Origin of the sequence: Microbispora sp. H10670 (assembly GCF_014161385.1) — a bacterium.
GTDB classification, from domain to species: domain Bacteria; phylum Actinomycetota; class Actinomycetes; order Streptosporangiales; family Streptosporangiaceae; genus Microbispora; species Microbispora triticiradicis.
The window spans coordinates 204,777-222,897 of record NZ_JABBWW010000005.1 but is presented as its reverse complement, the minus strand read 5'-3'; the positions used below and the strand labels follow the sequence as shown (position 1 = coordinate 222,897).

The window sequence follows — 18,121 nt, the reverse complement described above, 5'->3', positions numbered from 1 at the left end:
GGGAACGGGAAAGTCACCGATAGTAGTCGGGATAGTCGGTGTCGGGATCGCGGTGGCTGCCCCGGCGACGGCCGCCGGCCGACGTGGAGGCGTCGCCGTACAGCTCGTCGTAGGAGGGCCAGCTTCCGCCCATGTTCTGCTCGGGCCACGACGGCTGCGTGCCGCCGTACCCCTGCTGTTGCTGGTCGTAGCCGTACTGGCTCTGCCCCGACGGCGCGTCGTAGCCCGCCGACTCGTACGGCGAGGCGGACCCGGGCGTGGTGCCCGTCACGGCGTCGGAGGCGTCGATCGACGCCCAGCCGGGGTTCACCTCGTACGACGGCGCGACCGGCGGCGGTACGGGCGACGACGCGGCCGGATAGGAGGACTCACCGGAGTGGCCCGCCTGGTAGCCGTCGTAGGCCGGGGTCTGGTAGGTCTCGGCGTTCGGCCAGGAGGACGAGCCGTGCGACGGCTCGGGGTCGTCCAGCACGTCCCGTGCGCCCGCCCAGTTGGAGCCCGGTGCGGGAGCCGAGGCGGCGGGGGCCGGCGGGTAGCTGCCGGTTGCGGGCCAGCCGGGGTCGGTGGCCCCGCCCAGGCTTCCGGGGTTCCCGGCGGACGGCTCCGGGGTGGGGGAGTACGAGGGGCGCGCGGCCGGGAACGGGCCCGTCGAGGCCTGGGAGGGGTCGTAGGCGTCGGTGCGGGCCGGCTGACGGGCCGTCCAAGGGTCGAAGGAACTCTGGGGCGCAGGCTCGGCGAGGGCGTCGGCGGGCTGAGCTGTGGGCTGGACGATGGGCTGAACGGCGGGCGCCGCCACCTCGAACGCGCCGCTGCCGCGGGCCGGGTCGAAGCTGCCCATGACGAAGGTCCCGGTCTCCGGGACGGGGGAGGCCGACGCGGCGTCGAAGGAACCGGCCGCGTGGCTGTCGTACGAACCCGTGCCGCCGGCGGACGGGAACGGGCCGGTGGCCGCGGCACGGTTGAAGAAGCCGGTGTCCCCGGAGGCGGCCATCGGGCCGGTGTTCGCCTGGACGCCGTCCAGGGCGTCGGCGCCCGGCGTCGCCGGGTACGAGCCGGTGCCCGACGGCGTGGTGAACGGGCCGGTGCCCGCGGACGCCGGGAAGGGGCCGGTGCCTCGGGGGATGTCGTAGGAACCGCTCGCCTGACCCGCGTCGGCGGAGGCGGCGGCCGCGGCGCGGCGGGCCGCTCGCGACGACCTGCCGGACCTGCCCGGCCTGCCGCTCTGCGTACCGGCCGCAGGGGCCGCGAAGGGCCCACTGGCGGGGGCGGCGGGAGTCGCGGGGGCGTCGAACGGGCCGGTGGCGGGGGAGCCGGCGGCGTCGAGCAGGTCGGGCGTCGGCGCGGCGAACGTCATGGTCTTCTGCTCGGCCATCGCCGAGGCGGGGACGGGGGCGTCGGCGCGGCCGGCCGCGGGGCGCGCGGGCAGGGGTGCCTGCACGGTCACCGCGTCGGCGTCGGCCGCCTGTCCCTGGGACGCGCCCGGAGATGCGCTCGCCGGGCCTGAGGTGTCCTGCACGGGCCGGGGGGTGGCCATCCTCGCGGCGATCGTGCCGCCGAAGCCGCCCTCGTCGGCGCGCACGCGCGACCAGTAGTCGTCGTCGTAGTCGTCCGGCTCGCCCCACTCGTCCACGCCGCGCTTGCCGCGGGCGGCGGCGGGCTGCTTGCCGCCGCGCTGTGCGGGACGCGCCTGCCGGCTGCCGGGGCGGGTGCTCGCCGGCCGCGGCTTGGGCGCTTCGGGCTCGGGCTCCTCGAAGGCGTCGAACCCCTTGGGGAAGCTCTCGAAGAACGTCTCCTCGGCCGGCCGGCGCGGCTTGGGACCCTTGTTCTCGGCCATCGCCTTGATGCGCTCTGAGGAGAGAGCGCTCTCTCTGCGGTTCATCGACCGCATGCCCAGCGCCACGACCAGCAGCACGAGAAGCACGACGGCGACAAGACCGACAATGACCGCAGTCATAGCACCACCTTCAAGGCCATGGCCTTTCTGCGGCGCCGGTGAGGTCGCGCGGCCATCGACGCGACCTGCCCCCTCTGGCCACCTGCGCTCAGCAATTGAAACCGATTCTGCTCGACCACGATGACCGTTGTCACACCCTAGGTGAAGATTGGTGTAGCACGACTACCTCCGGTGCCCAGCATGTCACTCGATCGTGTCCGCCGTGAGGCGTCCACGTGCGATGGTGTGGCTCGCGATCCTCTCCAGCGTCGGCGCGAGGCCGGCACCCTGCTCCAGACCGAGCTTCGCGTCCAACGCGTAGACAGTGAAACGGTAGCTGCCATCGGTCCGGCATGGGGGCGTATAGCCCACCTTCCCGCTCGTCGTCCTGCCCAGCCGGGCGCCCCGGGGGACGTCGTCCATGCCCAGCTCGGTCGTGTCGGGATCGATGTCGAACACCACCCAGTGCACCTCCGGCCCGCCGCGCGGGCTGCTGTCGTCGACCACGAGGGCCACGGACTTCGCGCCCGACGTGCCCGACCAACGAAGAGGCGGGTTCCCCTGCCCCCCCTTGCAGGAGTAGTCCTGCGGCAGGGGGGCGCCGTCGCGGAACTGCGGGCTGGACACGCTGATGACGTCGAGGTTCCTCGGCGATCCGCCGCCGATGATTGCGCAGCCCTGCGTGGCCAGCATGAGCGCCGTCACCGTGACGGCGGCTCCCGCGACCGCTGATTTTCTCGGCGACCCCATGCCCGATGATGCTACGCGGATTGGACAGGTGCCCCGACCGCATCGCGATGATCCGTACAGCCGTCCATGCCCGCGTTGGCCGGTTGACCTCTACTTGTTCGCTCTACGAGCAATATGACCGAAAAGTCAGTACGGAGGGCGGCGTGGGCTACCCGCGTACGGCGGGCACCCGGCCGACCGGCGACAGGCCCGCTCCGGGGTCGTGGTCGTAGAGCCAGGCCGTGGCGCGTTCGTAGGCGAACGGGAAGACGACCGGCATGATCAGGTTGCGGAGCCGGCGGGCGACCGGGCCCATGGCCTTGGCGTCCCGGTTGTCGTCACCGGCCTTGAGCATCCTGGCGACGCGGTCCCGCCGCGCCTGCCCGTACGCGGCCAGAGCGGTTGCCGGGCCGGTGGGCAGGGCCGTGGGCGCGTGGCCGGTGGCCGCCAGGCAGCGGGCCAGCACGACGGCGTCCTCGATCGCCATCGACGCGCCCTGACCGGCGCCGACGGGGTGCCAGGCGTCGCCGACCAGGGCGATCCGGTCGTCGTGCCAGACCGGCACTGTCGCCAGGGTGTGCATGAGCGTCGGGCGCCGGACGCTCGTCGCGGCGCGCAGCAGTGCGGACGGCGTCTCCTCGTGGCGGTAGAGGTCCCGGAGGTCGTCCAGGCCGGCCTCGTCCGGGCCGGGAGGCGTCGCGGAGGCGGCCTGGGCCGACCACCACACCTCGCCGCCGGGGGCGGCCAGGTAGACGAACGCGCCCTTGCGGCCGAAGACCATGTTGAAGACGCCGGGTTCGACGTCGACGCCGCGTGAGACGCCGGAGACGGAGTAGAACCCGGCGTACGCCGGCTCGGGCGCGGCCGGGTCGAGCACGCGCCGGGTCGCCGACCGGATGCCGTCGGCGCCGACCAGGAGGTCCGCGCGGGCGGTGTGGCCGCTCGCGAACCGGGCCCGGATCCCGGCGCCGTCGCGGACGGCGCCGGTCAGCCGTTCGCCGGTGACGAAGCGCGCGCCGTGGGCGGCGGCGCGGGCGCGGAGCGTCTCGACGAGGCGGCCGCGTTCGAGTGTGACGCTGTGCAGGGGCTCGCCCTCGGGGCGGCCGCGTGGCGCCTCACCCAGGAGTTTGCCGGTGTCGGCCCACAGGCGCTGGCGCGCCACGTCGAAGCCCGCCTGCTGCACGGCTTCGAGGCAGCCGAGCGCGCGCAGGCCCTTGAGCCCGTTGGCCGCCAGGCTGAGGAACGAGCCGACCGGTCCGGCGGGGTCGGTGTACGCCTCGTACACGGTGACCTCGGCTCCGATGCGCCGCAGCGCGAGCGCGGTGGTCGCCCCGGCCACTCCGCCGCCTGCCACGATGACCTGCATCCCATCCTCCTGAATCTCGGTTCACTGAACAGTCATTCGGCGAATCTGGATTCAGTATGATTTGACGCATGAACGAACGTCAAGGCGGGGTGCGCAAGGCGAAGGCGGCCGAGACCCGGGTCGCGCTGAAGGACGCCGCGCGCCGCCTGTTCATGGAACGCGGCTATCTCAACACCAAGATCGCGGACATCGCGGCGGAGGCGGGCCGGGCGACGGGGTCGTTCTACGAGCACTTCAAGAGCAAGGAGGAGCTGCTCCAAGCCCTGATGGCCGACCTGGAGGGCCAGGCCGACGAGGAGATCGGGGCGGCCGGGCATCCCCGCGACCACGACCTCACCGACCGGGCGCAGCTACGCGGGCACATGGCCGTCGCCTGGAGCGTGCTGCGGGCCAACCTGCCGGTCGTGGCGGCGCGGATGCAGGCGCTGATCGCCGAGCGCCCGGCCTCCGGAGCCGCCTGGGCGAGTCTGACCGCCGAGTCGGAGGTGCTGCGGGACCACCTGGAGTATCTGCGGGATCGCGGGCATCCATTGCCGGGCGATCCCGCCCTGCTCGCCGCGATGATGGCGGCGATGCTGTCGATGTTCGGCTACGCCGTCCTCACGGCGGGCGAGCACGGGCCCGCCGCCACGGACGACGAGATCGTCGACGCGCTTACCGGCCTGCTGCTGCACGGCCTGGCCGGTCCCTGACGCCCGGTGTCGGCGCCGGGCGTCAGAAACCGGGCCTTAGCAGGCGACGTCGGCGGCCGGGAGCGTCCCGGTGGTGAGGAAGGCATCGACCGCGCCGTTCAGGCACGCGTTGCCGTACGCCGGGTAGGGCGCGTGGGTGTGGGCGTCGATGGTGACCATGCGCGACCCGCGGATGCGCGCGGCGACGGCGCGGCTGTTGGCGATCGGCACAGCCACGTCCCGCAGCGCGGCGGTCACCAGGACCCCGGGCGACCGGTTGGCCGACAGCCGCACCGGCTCGTCCTCGATCCTCGGCCAGAATGCGCACGGGGTGATGTTGGCGTTGGCCGGCCCGAACAGCGGATACCGCTCACTGTAGGAGGCGATGTCCCGCAGGTAGTCGCGGGGATCGCGGGGCCACGGCCCGTCCCCGCACCGGTAGGCCATGTTGGTCGCGGTGTGGTTGTCGGCGGGCACCCCGGGCACTCCGGCCGGGGGCAGCGGGCGGAGGGGGAACGGCACGAACGGCTCCCGCCCCGCGGCGAGGGCGGCGAAGGCCGCCGCGACCAGGCCGAAGGACCGCTCGTCGTAGATGCCCACCACCAGCAGCGTCCCCACCTCATCGGACGTCCAGGCGTGGCCCCCCACGACGATCGGGGCCGTGCGGGCGCGGCGGATGAGCCCCGTGACGGCGTCCGTGACCTTCTGCGCGGTGTCGCCGAGGCCGTAGTCGGCGTTCCGCTGGGCCGTCCAGGCGGCGAAGGCGGCCGTCCCGGCCTCGAAGGCCGGAGTGCGGGCCAGTTCGTACGCCCGCCAGACCAGGTCCGCGTTGGGCGGGCTGTCCAGCACGAACCTGTCGACCCGGCGGGGGAACAACGTGCTGTAGACGGCCCCGAGCATGCCGGCGTAGGAGCCGCCGAGGTAGGAGATCTTCTCCTCGCCGAGCGCGGCGCGGATGACGTCCATGTCCCTCGCGGCGTTCGCCGTGGTGGCGTGGGGCAGCGCCCACCCGGCGGCGCGCATGCACGCCCGGGCGTACGCGCGGGCCTCGGCCGTGTCGGAGGGGAAGCTTCCGGAGGTGGCGGTGCGGACCCAGTAGCCGCCGGGCTCCTCCACGTCCTGGCCGCAGCCGATGGGCGTGCTGCGCTCGACGAACCGCATGTCGAAGCCGATCAGGTCGTAGCGCGCCCGCACCTCTGGGGAGAGCATGGGGGCGAGGCTCGACGGCAGCGGGACGCCGGGCCCGCCGGGGCCGCCACCGGTGGTGAGCAGCACCCCACGGCGGCGGGCCGGGTCGGTCGCGGGCAGCCGCGAAACGACGATCGTGATTTTCCGGCCGTGGGGGTGGTGGTAGTCCAGCGGCACGGCGACCTCCGCGCACCGCAGGGCCGCGTCGGCGACCCCCGCGCAGTCGCCCCAGTGCAACTCCTGCCGCCCGAACCGGCCCGCCGCGCTGTCCGCCCCTGCGGCGGCCTCCGTGCTCTCTGTGCTGTCCGTGCTCCGCTCGGCCGCCGCGCTGTCCGCCCCCTGCGAGGCCGCCACCGCGCTGTCCGCTGCCCGCGCGGCTGCTGCCGGTGGTGCGGTCAGTACCGCCGCGAGCGCGACGGCGAACATCACGACGACCACACGCCGCGACCCACTTGTTTGGTACGCCATCCCGCACGGCCTCCTGATCATGTGGATGGCGTGGATCATGGACGACGTGCCGCACTCCGCGCAACCCGCCGCAACCGGGGCGTCGGCCGTACGGGAGGGCACGCAGTTCCCGGGCACCTCACCCAGGTCCGCACGTGAAACTTTCTCGCGGGCGCACCACGCGTGCGAAAGTCTGCGTGCCGACCGGCCGACTCCGCCCTATCACCCGGACGCCGCCGCCCCATAGGGACGGCGGATCCACCAGCCTCGATCCGGCGCAGCCGGGTTTGCGCGACCCCTCGTAGGCGTGATGAGGACTCGTTTAGCTACAGCGATTCGCTGACCTACTGTAGTTGCGACCCGTCGTAGGGGTGATGAGGACTGGTCAGCTCGTTCTGGCGCTGGCAGTGGTACCCGAGCACGTTGTGACCCCTCGTAGGGGCGATGAGGACACGGTCGGGATCCTTCCCCTTACGCGCATCGGGCACGAGTTGCGACCCCTCGTAGGGGCGATGACGACGTGGGACGGTACCCAGAGAACCCCCCTTGGGGATGGATGTTGCGACCCCTCGTAGGGGCGATGAGGACCCGAAAACCCCATCCGAAGCCTCCGCCTCAGCCCCACCGTGTTGCGACCCCTCTTAGGGGCGATGAGGACCCATCAAGACCCAGATCAGGGACGCGATCTACGCCCTGAGTTGCGATCCCTCGTAGGGGCGATGAGGACCTGCGTCGACTGGGCACGGGCCCGTCGGCAGGCCAGGTTGCGACTCCTCGTAGGGGCGGTGAGGACCACCAACCTCATGGCGTATGAGCGCGGCCTCATGACGTTGCGACCCCTCGTAGGGGTGATGAAGACCGCCGTGCGCATTCGCGAGTCGCGCATGGTCACCGTCTTGCGACCCCTCGTAGGGGTGATGAAGACCGCCGTGCGCATTCGCGAGTCGCGCATGGTCACCGTCTTGCGACCCCTCGTAGGAGTGATAAGGACCACGAAGTACCGTCCATCCCGACCTAACACCAGCTGTTGCGACCTCTCGTAGGGGCGATGAGGACCGTCCCCCAGCTCAATAGGTTCCTCATAGCTCGGTTGCGACCCCTCGTAGGGGCGATGAGGACCCGACCGGTGCCTGTTCGTCACCGCCCCGGATGTCGTCGGGTTGCGACCCCTCGTAGGGGGTGATGAGAACTGACTGCGTATGCCGAGCGCACCTACGGGATCAAGACCATGTTGCGACCCCTCGTAGGGGTGATGAGAACGACTGCACGGGCCCGTCCACGTCGGTGATGTGCGCGTTGTGACCCCTCGTAGGGGTGATGAGAACAAGTCCTTGCACAAGAACGGCTAGGGGCGGGGGACATGTTGCGACCCCTCGTAGGGGTGATGAGGACACGACCGGACGGTGTTCTTCAAGGGCGCGCCGTACAGGTTGCGACCCCTCGTAGGGGTGATGAGGACTAGATCCCAAGGACTGGCGGACAGCCGCCCTCTTAGGGTTGCGACCCCTCGCAGGGGAGATGAGGACCTACACCCGCGCCCTGTGCCGGGCCAGCATGATGACGTCGCGACGCCTCGTAGGGGCGATGAGGACCACCAACCTCATGGCGTATGAGCGCGGCCTCATGACGTTGCGACCCCTCGTAGGGGTGATGAGGACTTCGGCCTGTGCCAGGTCTGCGGCAAGCCCGCCATGTTGCGACCCCTCGTAGGGGTGATGAGGACCCCACTATAAAGCGGCAGGTCAGAATGGATTCTGATGCCTGGTTGACGCGGGATTCTGCAGTGGACCTCCGGTTGTGCACGAAAACCGGGAGGTTCGCTGCAATCAGCATGATGATCAAGGCGTTGCTTCACAGGATGTCCGTGGGGGCGGGCTGGGCGACGCCCCATTCTTGGCGTTCGGGGGAGGCGCCGGGTGGGAAGGTGAAGACGAGAACGCTGTCGTACGACTGATCGATCACCTCTTCGACTCGGTGGCGAAGATCTCTTGAGCTGTGCCGGGCTCAGCGCTCCCTCGAACACGCTGCGCTGCACGTGGTGGAGATACTGCTGGCACAGCCGCAGGATGGCGGCGTTGCGCTTCGCCAGCGTGTCGTAGACCACGACCACGTACACGTCGCCTCACCACCAGATCCGGAACGGCTTGTATGGCGTGCCCTCCAGGCATCGGCGGGTGAGCTGAAGCGCCTCCAGATAGAGCAACTCGTCGTAGGCGACGTTGCGGCCGAGAGACCAGTGCTGAATAGTCACGGCCAGCTCGTCCCTGACGGTCTGGACGACCAGCTTCCTGCCGGTCTCGGCGAGCGGCTGGTCCATCGGCTGGATCTTCAGGGTTTGTCCCCGGTTGTTGTTGCTGAAGACCAGCAATTCCAGGCCCGCTGTCAACCGGTCGTCGTGGTCGCGCAACGCGCGCAGCGCGATCGTCTCCCGATCGGACCCTCCCCGAGTGTCGGCCGTGCCCAGCGCGATGAACTGCCGGCTCCGCTCGACCCGGCGCGACACCGTCCGCGCCATGAACCGCTCGTCCCAGCTGTGCAGCGCTATGGAGGGACCGCCTGTGAGACGGCAGCCGTACGGGAGGGCGTAGAAGCAGCACAGGCACGGCCAGCACAACGCCAACCCCTGATGGCCGCGCGGTGTGGTGTTGCGGTAGACGTCGCTCTCGGCCAGGGGGACGTCCTTCTTGCCATAGAAGCCGACGGCCGCCCGCCCGCACAGCGCACACGCCGCTTCCGGCCAAGCGCCGGGCTCGGGACACGTACGCCAGCTCCGCACGGCGGTGCGGATCTCCTCGTCGTCCTTCTTCGCGTTGCTCGGATGATTCATCTTCGAGTTCGGGAAGAAAGACATGCTGGCCTTGAGCCAGAAGCCCTGGTCATGCTTGGTGTCCCGCACGAGCGCCGCCCGGAAGGCGTCTTTTGTGAGGATGCCGACGGCTTCGTCGAAGGCCGAGGGCGCCAGATGCTCCGGTGTGCGCGCTCCGCCGAGGAACGCCAGTGCATACGCACCCACCCGCTGCAAGGGATGCGCGGTGAGCAGTGGCCGTTTCCCCTCATTGTCGACGTCGCTCAAGCGGCCACCCAGCCGAAACCGGCCGCGTTGGCCTGGCCGAGCCCCCAGCTCCAGATGGCCCGCAGCGTGTCGGGTGGCCCGGTCAACTCCACCTCCACGGGCGCGCCGGGCTTCGCACCCTGGCCCACGGCGAACGAGCGCTTCGCGCCGATCCAGGAGATCTCGGTGAGTGACACCTCCGGGTCGAGCCCCAGCGTCTCCGCCTTCCGCCGGAGGTTGCGCTGAAAGAACACAGGGAACTCGGTATCGGTCGGCAGCAGCCACGCCTGCCGGGTGGTCCGTTGGCCGGACTCTTCCCGGCCAGTGCCCTTCATGACGACCGGGGTGAGCGTCCGGAACCGTCCACGCCCCGACGCGTACGACGGAGGCTCGACCGGCGCGACGCTGAGGATCCGCAACGCGGCGCCTCCCCAGTCGAGCAGCTCCCGCCGCTTGATCCCCTGCGCCAACGCGGCGGTCACTTCGAACAGCGGGCTGCCCAGTTCCACCCAGCCACGACCCCCGAGGGCGTACGCTCCACGACGTCGCCGCGCCTGGGGAAAGACGGGCGCACTGTGCCCCAGCGGAACCATGCCGTACGGTCCCGCTCCCTGCGCGTGGAACTGCCGGCCCAGGTCCGGCGCTTCCCGCGCGAGCAGGTCGTACGCCAGGGACCGTCCGGGAGCCAGCACATTCGCCCATGCGAGCTCGGTCGCCGCCGTGGCCACCTCGATCCGTACTCTCACCGCTCTCCTCCTTGCGTCTGTCCTTCGTGGAACACAGATGGACGAAAGCCGAGGCCGGTGTCTGACCTCGGCGTTCTCCTCGGCGCGCCCGCCCGGGAGACAAGGCGGAACGGACGATGGCTACGGCAAGAGGTGGGTACGCTTCTGCCGGTGCAAGCGGCCTTCTCGATCATGGTTTTGCAGCGAACCTCCCGGGTTTTCCGCACGACCGGAGGTTCGCTGCAAAACGACTCTTTCAGCAGCCGCTGTTGCGCCCCGCGACCTGCGGCTTTACGTTGGGGTCCTCATCGCCCCTACGAGGGGTCGCAACTACCACCCCAGTACGCGTGGGCTCTCGTGGACGTCGTAGTCGTCCTCATCGCCCCTGCGAGGGGTCGCAACCCGCATCCACGGACCTGCTGTGTGTCGGGTACACCGGTCCTCATCGCCCCTACGAAGGGTCGCAACCGCACCGTGGGCAGCTCAACGCGGAACACCCTGGCCAGGTCCTCATCGCCCCTACGAGGGGTCGCAACAGCGTCTCCCGGACGATCTGGGAGACCTGCTCGGCCGTCCTCATCGCCCCTACGAGGGATCGCAACGCCGCGATCACCGCGCTCACGTTCATGTCGGCCAGCGGTCCTCATCGCCCCTACGAGGGGTCGCAACCATACCGCTCTGCCAGAGGCGCGCGGTGTGCTCGGGTCCTCATCGCCCATACGAGGGGTCGCAACCTGACGAATCCGGCGTCGGCCAGGCCCTGGATGGCGGTCCTCATCACCCCTGCGAGGGGTTGCAACCTCGATCCGGCCGGGCTCGCCATAGGCCGGCATCTCCATAAGTCCTTATCGCCCCTGGGGGGGTCGCAATGGCTGACTGGCGACGTCCATGCCGATTGGCAGCATGTCGGCCCGTCCATCCGGTTTATGACTGGTTGCGAGAGGCGAGGTCGCGGTTGCTGGTCTCGGGGGCGGTTGTTAGGAGTTCGGCCCAGACGGCGTGGCCGATGGCTTGGGTGCCGCGGAAGCCGACCCGCGATGCCAGGGCGGCGACGATGGCCAACCCTCGCTGCCGCTCGGCCAATTCATCCCCTTTCCGTTGCTTGAAACTGGGGGTGCCGCCCCAGCCGCAGTCGTAGACGGAGACGCGGATGATCTGGGGCTTACGGGTGACCTCGACGATGAACGTGCCGCCCAGGCCGCCACTGCTCGTATGTACGACGGCGTTCGCGGCGAGTTCGGCAGCGATCTGCTCAAGGTCGTCGCTCAGAGGTGAGTCCTCCAGCAGGAACCGTACGAAGCGGCGGGCGCGGGACACCTGCTCCAGGCGGCCGGGGAAGGTACGTCGCCAGGCGAGACCACCTGGTCGAAGCCGGATCATCGCGTCGATGAGTTCCGGCCGCACCTCACCGGAGCGCTTGGGCGAAAGGGTGCTGGTGTCATCGGTCATCTGGGCTGTCCTTCCGGCGGGGAACTTGTCTAGGTCACCTAGGCATGCTTGAACGATTACGCTCTGTGACTTCCCTGTCAAGAGAATCGGCGAAAACCCAGCTAGGCAGGCTAGGTAAACCTAGACTTCCGGTGTGATGAGCCTGGACCCCGACGATCCGCGGCCGCCGTACAAGCAGGTGGCCAACGCACTCAGGGCGGCGATCCTTACCAAGACGTTCGAGCCGGGGGAGAAGCTCCCCTCCGGGACGGAACTGGCCGCCACCTACGGCGTGGCGCGGATGACCGTCCAGCAAGCCATCCGGCTTCTGCGGGACGAAGGGCTCGTCGTCTCCCGGCAGGGGAGTGGCGTGTTCGTCCGGGAACGGACCGAGCGTCCCGTCGAACTGCGTCCGCACCTGGAGCGCGCGTTCGAGCAGGGGGTCGTCTCGCTCGACTTCGCCGGGTTCTCGGGCGAGACCCTGGCGGGAGTGCTCCAGGAGCCGTTCGACAAGGTCCGCATCGGGAGGCTTACTCCCGACTCGATTTCGCTACGCATCCTCATCCCGGACATGGAGCAGCCGATGCTCCTGCCGCGCCTTGTCGACGGCCCTGCCGACGAAACCGACGTCATGCAGCGAAGTCGGCGAATTCTGCGGCGGAGTGTCCAGCTCGTTAACGACAGCGTGCACGAACTCGCCGATCTCGGCCTCGTGCGGAACGCGTCGGTGGAGGTGCGCGCTTACGCGGCCACGCCGTTTTTCAAGCTGTACGTGATCAACCATGAGCAGGTCTTCTTCGGCTTCTACCCCGTCGTTCGCCACACGGCTCGCCTTGATGGTGAGCGCAAGGACCTCTACGACGTCATGGGCAGGGACACCGTGCTGTTCCACCATTCGCTGACGGATGACCCCTCCTCGACTTCCTCGCAGTACGTCGCCCAGGCCCGGGCGTGGTTCGAGAGTGTGTGGACCACGATCAGCCATGAGGCGGACCTCTAACAGATGACGGGTACGGTCAGTCCCGTCGAACCGACTTCTCGATCGTCTCGCGGGACACCGGCTTGGGGATACCCCACACAGCCGTCGCCGCGGCGTGCTTGGCGTGCAGCTTGTCGATAAGGTCCTGCTCTTCTGCGGGCGTCAGCTCTCCGGAGGAGATCAGCTGCCTGTAGCGGATGGTGTCGACGATCGCCGACTTCACCCGTTCGTGGGCGAGGTACGCATCCAGATCTCGCTCCCAGCCCCGTGTCAGCTCTGGAGTCATCGCGACGAGCCACCGGCCGAGCACGGCCTCCTGCTCGTCGTCCTGGTAAGCCATCTTGTGGAAGTGCACGGCAAGCTCGTACAGCGGGTCACCCCAGAGGGCGAGCTCCCAGTCGAGAAAGATCGTGCGTGCGCCATCGACGATCATATTCTTCCGGTGCACGTCGGAATGCACGAGCCGGAAGGGGCGTGCGGTCATGGCCGGCCATCGTGCGCGCGCCGCAGCAAGAGGATCGGCGGGGATACCCAGCTCCGCGAACAGCCAGGCGAACTCGTCGACAAAGGCGTCGTAGACGCGCTGGGTGGTGTCGGACAGGACGTTGGCGAAGGCGGACGTGTCCCCGTCGGTCGGCCAGGTCTGCGGTAGGCCAGGGACAGCGTCGCGGGGCACCCTCGCGAGTTCCGAGAACAGCTCCACCACCGCGTCCAGGACGACGGGAGGGACACGGTCACCGCGCGACGCCACGTCGTCCACGACAAGGCCGGGGATGAACTCGTGCACCTGGTACGCGGGTGATTCGGATACGTGCAGCAGCCGGGGAGCATGAGTCACATACGGCGCGATGATTGACAAGACTTCATGTTCCGGCCAGATCCGCAAGTCGACTTCGTCGGCTTCGTGCAGGGGGATTCGTACGATCACCGGGCCCGACGCGGTATCGATGCGGACGTTCTTGTTGTAAAATCCGCTGCTCCCCGGTGCCTTCAGAGCGGCCTCGTACGCGGCCCGATAGTCCTCCCCGGTCATCCCAGCAGCCTTCGCAGGTAGTGCGTCATGCGATCCTCCAGCGCGTCATGGGAGTCGACCGGTTCAATCGCGACCCAGGCCCGTCGGGCGGCGGCCTTCACCTTCTCATCCGGCCGGTTCACGAGTTCCAGCAGACGGTCGGCGACGACGATCAGTGTGGGGTAGACCTCCACGCTGAGGAGCTCGTCGACCGCCCAGCACGCTGAGATCGCCACGTCGTCCGCCTCCCCACGGCGCAGGTGCAGGCACGCCCGCAGAAGCTCGGCGCGGGCCCGGCCGGAGCGATAGCGGGCCTTCTCCAGGGCCGCGCAGGCGGCGTCGAGTGCCTCGCCGGCTTCGGCGTGACGCCCGAGCGTCAGCAGGGCTTGGCCGAGAGCGCTGTAGGCCTTACCGATTTCGTGGATGGCGCCGATCTCTGAGTTGACCTCCACGGCCTCCTTCGCGACGGCGACAGCGGCGGTCGGATCAGTCCATGCCAGCAGCTCCGCTCGGTTGGTCGCGACCAGCGCCGTCCCGATGATGGTCTGTGCCTGCTCGTAGTGTTGCACCGCTTCGCCCAGATGCCTCTCCGCAGCGACAAAGTCGTACGAGAAGCGAAGTGCCAGATGACGTAGCCGGGCCAGGTCGCCCTGGAGCACGAGGTCGTCAGCAGGGCACTCCCTCGTGACCTGCTCCGCCAGTTCGAAGGCACGCCGGAACCGACCCTGAGCCATGTGCAGGTCGGCGGCCCACAGGCCGGCCGGACGCCTCGCCGGTCCGTCGTGGGTGGCCAGGACGTCGCTGTAGATCTGCAGAGCGCGTGCGGTCTGCCCGGCGATTCGCCGGCCATGGGCGGCGGCGACCGCAAGACGCGCGCCGGGCTCCGTTCCCAGCCGCCAGGGTGCGTCGGGCGTCAACTCGTTGATCCGGTCGGAGTCGCCGAGCAGTACGGCCGCCTCGGCGGCGAGACAGGCAGCGGCTTCCTCAAGAGCGGGATCGTCTCGGCCATCGGGCGAGTCGAGATAGGCCCGCAGATCCGAGATCAGACCGCTAATGCCCCGGGCTCCACCACGGGCGGTGATGCGGTCGGCGTACAGCAGCAGCTTGTCGGCCGTCAGCGCGTGCGCGTGCAGGCCGTGGAAGACAAGCTCACGAATGCCGGCAGGATCCTCGGCTCGCCTGCTCCAGAGAAGATGAAGGGTGTGGTGGGCTTCGCCGATCATCTCTGCCGAGAGCCGTGCCCGCAGCATCTCGGCCATGAGCTGGTGCAGATGGAAACAGCCGTTGCCCGCCGGGTACAGGAAGGAGTAGGCGACGAGGCCCTCCCACGCCAGCCTGCCCCCGGGCAGGTGGAAGGCCGCCGCCAGACCCCGGAACAGCTCGTAGTCGAAGGTCCGGGTCACGCTGAGCAACTGCAGGTAGCGGCGTTCCTCCGTGCTCACATGATGCAGAAAACGCTGAGCGATCTCATCCTGGGAGATCGCGTGACCGTCGGCCTGGCTGTCGGTGGCCAGGTGCAGGTAGAACGGCAGCCCTACGCTCGCCTGTGCGATGACGCGACGCTGGACGGGATCGCTCATGCCGCCGTCGGCCAGTAGTTCCAGCCGCGCCTCCATCGGCAGCCCTTCGACAGGAAAGTCCCGGACGACGCGCCGCCAGTCCGAATCGTGGACCTCCCAGTTCAGCCGCTCCCTGCTGGCGATGACTGTAAGGCCGCGATCGAGTTGTGCCGCCAGGTCGCGAAGCGAGGCGTCGTCACTGGGCACACGGCCCAGAGCTTCGTAGGCGTCCACGAGAATCACGTACGCTTTGTCCTCACTACTGGCACGCAGGTCCTCAGCGAACATGAAGGTGACGGCGTCGACCAGCGCCGCGCCGGGAAGCGTGTCGAGTTGCTGGAGAATCTCGTTCTCCCGTAGGTGGCGGCGATGCTTACGGCTGCTGTTGCCCTTTTCCAGAAGCTTCAGCAGCCCTACCGCGGTGCCGAATATCGGTACGCCGGCGGCGGTGTCGAGAACTTCGGTCAGAACCTCGCTGCGTTCCACGAACGGCAACTCCGCTCGGGTAAGGGCCAGGTGCGGATGAAGGCGCTGCCACAGCACCGCATAGGCAATGTCGTAGCGGTCGAATCGGACACCCTGCTCGCCGAGCTGCATGCGGAGCACGGCGAGGGCGTCCTCCTGCTGCCGGTGAGCGGGCACCTGCAGGTCGAGCGAAGCGATCCGGTGGGACGCCTTGACCCGTTCGCCGAACTCGCGTAGTAACCGCGACTTGCCGATCCCACCCACGCCGGTGATGTTGAGGACACGAGGCTCTTGCCCGATCCGGGAGAGTTCCTCATCGAAAACCGCGAAAGCGGCTTCTCGATCCACAAATGGGCGCTGCAACGCCGCAACCCGGCGAAAACGGGGTCCGAGGGGCATTCGACTTCTCTCGGTATGGGGGCCGTCGTGTGACGTGCCCACCAATGAAAACGGCAAGGGTACGGAGCGGTCAACGACTTTCAAGAGCTCCACGTCCACATTCCGATTTTCGGTGCGTCGTAGCCGACCTCATCACGGCCACGACCTTGATCATGCTTGTGCAGCAGACCTCCCGGGTTTCTTACACAACCGGAGGTTCGCTGCAAAACGGTCCTCTCAGCAGCCGCTCTTGCGCCCCGCGACCTGCGGCTTTACCGTGGGGGGTCTTCATCGCCCCTGCGAGGGGTCGCAACAGGTCACCCGCCTCTTCGGTGAGGGCGGCGGTGAGGGGTCCTCATCACCCCTACGAGGGGTCGTAACACGGCCGCTTGGATGTCGGCGGTGACGGCCTTCTTGATGTCCTCATCACCCCTACCAGGGGTCGTAACAGCACCGCCTGAGCGAGGGTCACGGCGGTCCCGAGTCCTCACCACCCCTACGAGGGGTCGTAACGCACCGGCAACGATAGCGCTGCCGACGATGATGCCAAGTCCTTATCGCCCCTACGAGGGGTCGTAACATCAGCCCATCCCTATCGTGCTTCTGCTTCTTATAGAGGTCCTCATCGCCCCTGCGAGGGGTCGCAACATGATCTGCTCTTGCCAGTAGTCCGTCAGGCTTCGAGTCCTCATCACCCCTGTGAGGGGTCGCAACGCCTTCTCAAGCCCCGTGATGATGCTCTGGCCCCGGGCGCCGAAGACCTGGCCCCTGGCCGCGAGGCGGGCCTCGACTGCCGACCTGACAAGGTCCATCGCCGCCTCACGGCTGGCGGTCGTCATGGTCACCCGCAATGTAGTCAGTCGCACCGCAGACCCTACGGCAGCCGTACATGTGGGCAAGGACGGCTGGTCAGGAGGCCGAGTGCGGTTGATCGTCCGGTAGCTGGCGGAGGCCTGCGTTTTCGTCCATCTGTAGGGGGTGAGAGCGCGGATCACGGGCGAGAGGGCGAGAGACGGATGAGGCGTTCCCCGGTCGGGGCCGGTGGAGGTACGGCGAGGCCGTTGCTGGAAGGCGCGTCGCGCTGGATGGTGGCGGCTTTCGCTGGTGTCGCGGGTGCGGTGGCCGCCGGCACCGTGCCTGATGTGATCAAGAGCTGGCTTGGCGACCAGCGGTCGTTCCTGACGCTCCTGTGCGTGGTCGCCGCCGCGACGTTCGCGGGCATCAATCTCTGGCAGCAGCGCAGCAGGGGCGTCGGCATCGTGATCTCCCTGCCGAGGAGCGCCTGGCGTGGGCCGTGGAGTGGCCAATGGAGCGCCGCGGCCGCCGACCACGCGCGCCGCCACCACGACTCCTGCTTCGCGGTGCGGCGCGACGTTCCGGCTCCCCCGCCGGGCGACGACGTCGAGGAACAGGCGGAGGCCCGCGAGGCGCGGAGGCAGACGCTCGACCTGGCGTACGAACTGGTCACGGCCCGGCTGACCGAGCTGTCGGAGTCGGATCCCGCCACCCCGGTCTCGCTCTACATCAACGCCGCGCTGCCCGACGCGTTCGAGCTGGGCGCGCGGTTCAAGTTCAACGTGCAGCGGCGGTTACGCGCGTTCGGTGGTGGTGCCCGGCCGGCCGGAGGCGGCGAGCAGGCGCACGACGGTGAAGCGGAGCTGGCAGGCGCTCCGGTGCTGCCGCAGCGTGCGGAACGGGACGGGTCCGACTTCTTCGCCGCCGTACGGATGAGCGGCCGGTTGAAGGACCCGCTCAGTTCGGCCGAGGCCGTGAGGGCGGCGAGGCTGGCCAAAGTCACCGAGCCGCCGGAGTTCGAAGAGGTGACCGATGGCACGGCCGTCGCGCTCGTCGTCCACCTGGCGGACAACCCGCTGATGGTCACCCAGGCGCTGCGGGCCGCCCGGGAGGGCTGCCTGGACACCGACGGCAGGTGGGAGCGGTGCCGGGCCGCACTCGTCGTCGAGGGCGGCCCGGCCAACCTGCCCGAGTCGCTCGCCGACTTCGAGCTGGCCGTACGGCACGTGTACGCGGCCTGGCGGGCCTGGACACTCACTCGGCCGCGATATCGCGAGCTTCGGCTGCGGCTGTTCATCGCCGCGCCGGTCAGCGTGGCCTTCGCGCTGGGCTGGCTGTTCGGCCACGAGGTCAAGGTCGTCCCGCATCCGTACCAGACCGCGAAGTGAGGCGGA

At 69.1% G+C, this 18,121-nt stretch carries 13 protein-coding genes, 1 pseudogene and 1 CRISPR repeat array; of the genes and pseudogenes, 3 read left to right on the top strand and 11 right to left on the bottom strand.

The genetic code is table 11. From position 1 onward, the window contains the following. Window positions 1–13 precede the first annotated feature (13 nt). The 3 genes from HHX33_RS10055 to HHX33_RS10045 all read right to left on the bottom strand — a co-directional run bounded on the left by HHX33_RS10055 (window position 14) and on the right by HHX33_RS10045 (window position 4,028). A complete protein-coding gene (locus HHX33_RS10055; RefSeq protein WP_182874320.1) occupies window positions 14–1,954 on the bottom strand; it encodes a hypothetical protein in 1,941 nt (646 codons plus the stop codon). Between the two features lie 183 nt (window positions 1,955–2,137). After that, window positions 2,138–2,683, bottom strand: coding sequence for a YbhB/YbcL family Raf kinase inhibitor-like protein (locus tag HHX33_RS10050; RefSeq protein ID WP_259402310.1), 546 nt, complete (start codon window positions 2,681–2,683; stop codon window positions 2,138–2,140). Window positions 2,684–2,831: 148 nt separating this feature from the next. After that, window positions 2,832–4,028: an FAD-dependent oxidoreductase gene (locus HHX33_RS10045; protein ID WP_182874319.1), complete on the bottom strand. Its 1,197-nt coding sequence runs from the start codon at window positions 4,026–4,028 to the stop codon at window positions 2,832–2,834. Between the two features lie 68 nt (window positions 4,029–4,096). On the opposite strand from HHX33_RS10045, the gene HHX33_RS10040 reads away from it, so the two are divergent. Next, entirely contained in the window at window positions 4,097–4,720 is a 624-nt protein-coding gene (locus tag HHX33_RS10040; protein ID WP_182874318.1) for a TetR/AcrR family transcriptional regulator, read from the top strand. 36 nt (window positions 4,721–4,756) lie between these two features. Here HHX33_RS10040 and HHX33_RS10035 read toward each other — a convergent pair whose 3' ends face one another. The 5 genes and pseudogenes from HHX33_RS10035 to HHX33_RS10015 all read right to left on the bottom strand — a co-directional run bounded on the left by HHX33_RS10035 (window position 4,757) and on the right by HHX33_RS10015 (window position 11,560). Continuing rightward, entirely contained in the window at window positions 4,757–6,355 is a 1,599-nt protein-coding gene (locus tag HHX33_RS10035; RefSeq protein ID WP_182874317.1) for an alpha/beta hydrolase, read from the bottom strand. A 2,023-nt stretch (window positions 6,356–8,378) separates the two neighbouring features. Next, window positions 8,379–8,438 (bottom strand): annotated as a pseudogene (locus HHX33_RS37105) (hypothetical protein); the annotation flags it as partial. A gap of 18 nt (window positions 8,439–8,456) precedes the next feature. After that, window positions 8,457–9,407 carry a hypothetical protein gene (locus tag HHX33_RS35765; protein WP_259402309.1) on the bottom strand — a complete coding sequence of 317 codons (951 nt, stop codon included), beginning with the start codon at window positions 9,405–9,407 and terminating at the stop codon, window positions 8,457–8,459. Beyond that, entirely contained in the window at window positions 9,404–10,132 is a 729-nt protein-coding gene (locus tag HHX33_RS10020) for a CRISPR-associated endoribonuclease Cas6 (RefSeq protein ID WP_182874316.1), read from the bottom strand. The genes HHX33_RS35765 and HHX33_RS10020 overlap by 4 nt, the downstream gene beginning before the upstream one ends. A 280-nt stretch (window positions 10,133–10,412) precedes the next feature. Then, a CRISPR array of direct repeats spans window positions 10,413–10,982; the repeat unit is 30 nt; unit sequence GTCCTCATCGCCCCTACGAGGGGTCGCAAC. 53 nt (window positions 10,983–11,035) lie between these two features. Continuing rightward, window positions 11,036–11,560 (bottom strand): ATP-binding protein, encoded by a 525-nt coding sequence (locus HHX33_RS10015; RefSeq protein WP_259402308.1) that lies wholly within the window; start codon window positions 11,558–11,560, stop codon window positions 11,036–11,038. Between the two features lie 136 nt (window positions 11,561–11,696). On the opposite strand from HHX33_RS10015, the gene HHX33_RS10010 reads away from it, so the two are divergent. After that, window positions 11,697–12,539 (top strand): GntR family transcriptional regulator, encoded by an 843-nt coding sequence (locus HHX33_RS10010; RefSeq protein WP_182874314.1) that lies wholly within the window; start codon window positions 11,697–11,699, stop codon window positions 12,537–12,539. A gap of 16 nt (window positions 12,540–12,555) precedes the next feature. Here the strand turns inward: HHX33_RS10010 and HHX33_RS10005 are convergent, their stop codons facing one another. The 3 genes from HHX33_RS10005 to HHX33_RS09995 form a co-directional block, all read right to left on the bottom strand. Next, window positions 12,556–13,551 carry an aminoglycoside phosphotransferase family protein gene (locus HHX33_RS10005; RefSeq protein ID WP_182874313.1) on the bottom strand — a complete coding sequence of 332 codons (996 nt, stop codon included), beginning with the start codon at window positions 13,549–13,551 and terminating at the stop codon, window positions 12,556–12,558. Continuing rightward, window positions 13,548–16,052: a hypothetical protein gene (locus tag HHX33_RS10000; RefSeq protein WP_220501668.1), complete on the bottom strand. Its 2,505-nt coding sequence runs from the start codon at window positions 16,050–16,052 to the stop codon at window positions 13,548–13,550. The genes HHX33_RS10005 and HHX33_RS10000 overlap by 4 nt, the downstream gene beginning before the upstream one ends. A 461-nt stretch (window positions 16,053–16,513) precedes the next feature. Next, on the bottom strand, window positions 16,514–16,771 hold the full coding sequence (locus HHX33_RS09995; protein WP_182874312.1) for a hypothetical protein: 258 nt from the start codon (window positions 16,769–16,771) through the stop codon (window positions 16,514–16,516). Window positions 16,772–16,948: 177 nt separating this feature from the next. Between HHX33_RS09995 and HHX33_RS09990 the strand changes: the two genes are divergently transcribed. Further along, the gene (locus HHX33_RS09990) at window positions 16,949–18,115 is read left to right on the top strand and encodes a hypothetical protein (RefSeq protein ID WP_182874311.1); all 1,167 of its coding nucleotides are present in this window, start codon (window positions 16,949–16,951) and stop codon (window positions 18,113–18,115) included. Window positions 18,116–18,121 lie beyond the last annotated feature (6 nt).

Excerpts from the sequence above, each read along its gene's own strand:
- HHX33_RS10050 (WP_259402310.1), bottom strand. The coding sequence starts at position 2,683 with ATGGGGTCGCCGAGAAAATCAGCGGTCGCGGGAGCCGCCGTCACGGTG.
- HHX33_RS09995 (WP_182874312.1), bottom strand. The coding sequence starts at position 16,771 with ATGACGACCGCCAGCCGTGAGGCGGCGATGGACCTTGTCAGGTCGGCA.
- HHX33_RS10040 (WP_182874318.1), top strand. The coding sequence starts at position 4,097 with ATGAACGAACGTCAAGGCGGGGTGCGCAAGGCGAAGGCGGCCGAGACC.
- HHX33_RS10035 (WP_182874317.1), bottom strand. The coding sequence starts at position 6,355 with ATGGCGTACCAAACAAGTGGGTCGCGGCGTGTGGTCGTCGTGATGTTC.
- HHX33_RS10005 (WP_182874313.1), bottom strand. The coding sequence starts at position 13,551 with ATGACCGGGGAGGACTATCGGGCCGCGTACGAGGCCGCTCTGAAGGCA.
- HHX33_RS10055 (WP_182874320.1), bottom strand. The coding sequence starts at position 1,954 with ATGACTGCGGTCATTGTCGGTCTTGTCGCCGTCGTGCTTCTCGTGCTG.
- HHX33_RS10010 (WP_182874314.1), top strand. The coding sequence starts at position 11,697 with ATGAGCCTGGACCCCGACGATCCGCGGCCGCCGTACAAGCAGGTGGCC.
- HHX33_RS09990 (WP_182874311.1), top strand. The coding sequence starts at position 16,949 with ATGAGGCGTTCCCCGGTCGGGGCCGGTGGAGGTACGGCGAGGCCGTTG.
- HHX33_RS10015 (WP_259402308.1), bottom strand. The coding sequence starts at position 11,560 with ATGACCGATGACACCAGCACCCTTTCGCCCAAGCGCTCCGGTGAGGTG.
- HHX33_RS10045 (WP_182874319.1), bottom strand. The coding sequence starts at position 4,028 with ATGCAGGTCATCGTGGCAGGCGGCGGAGTGGCCGGGGCGACCACCGCG.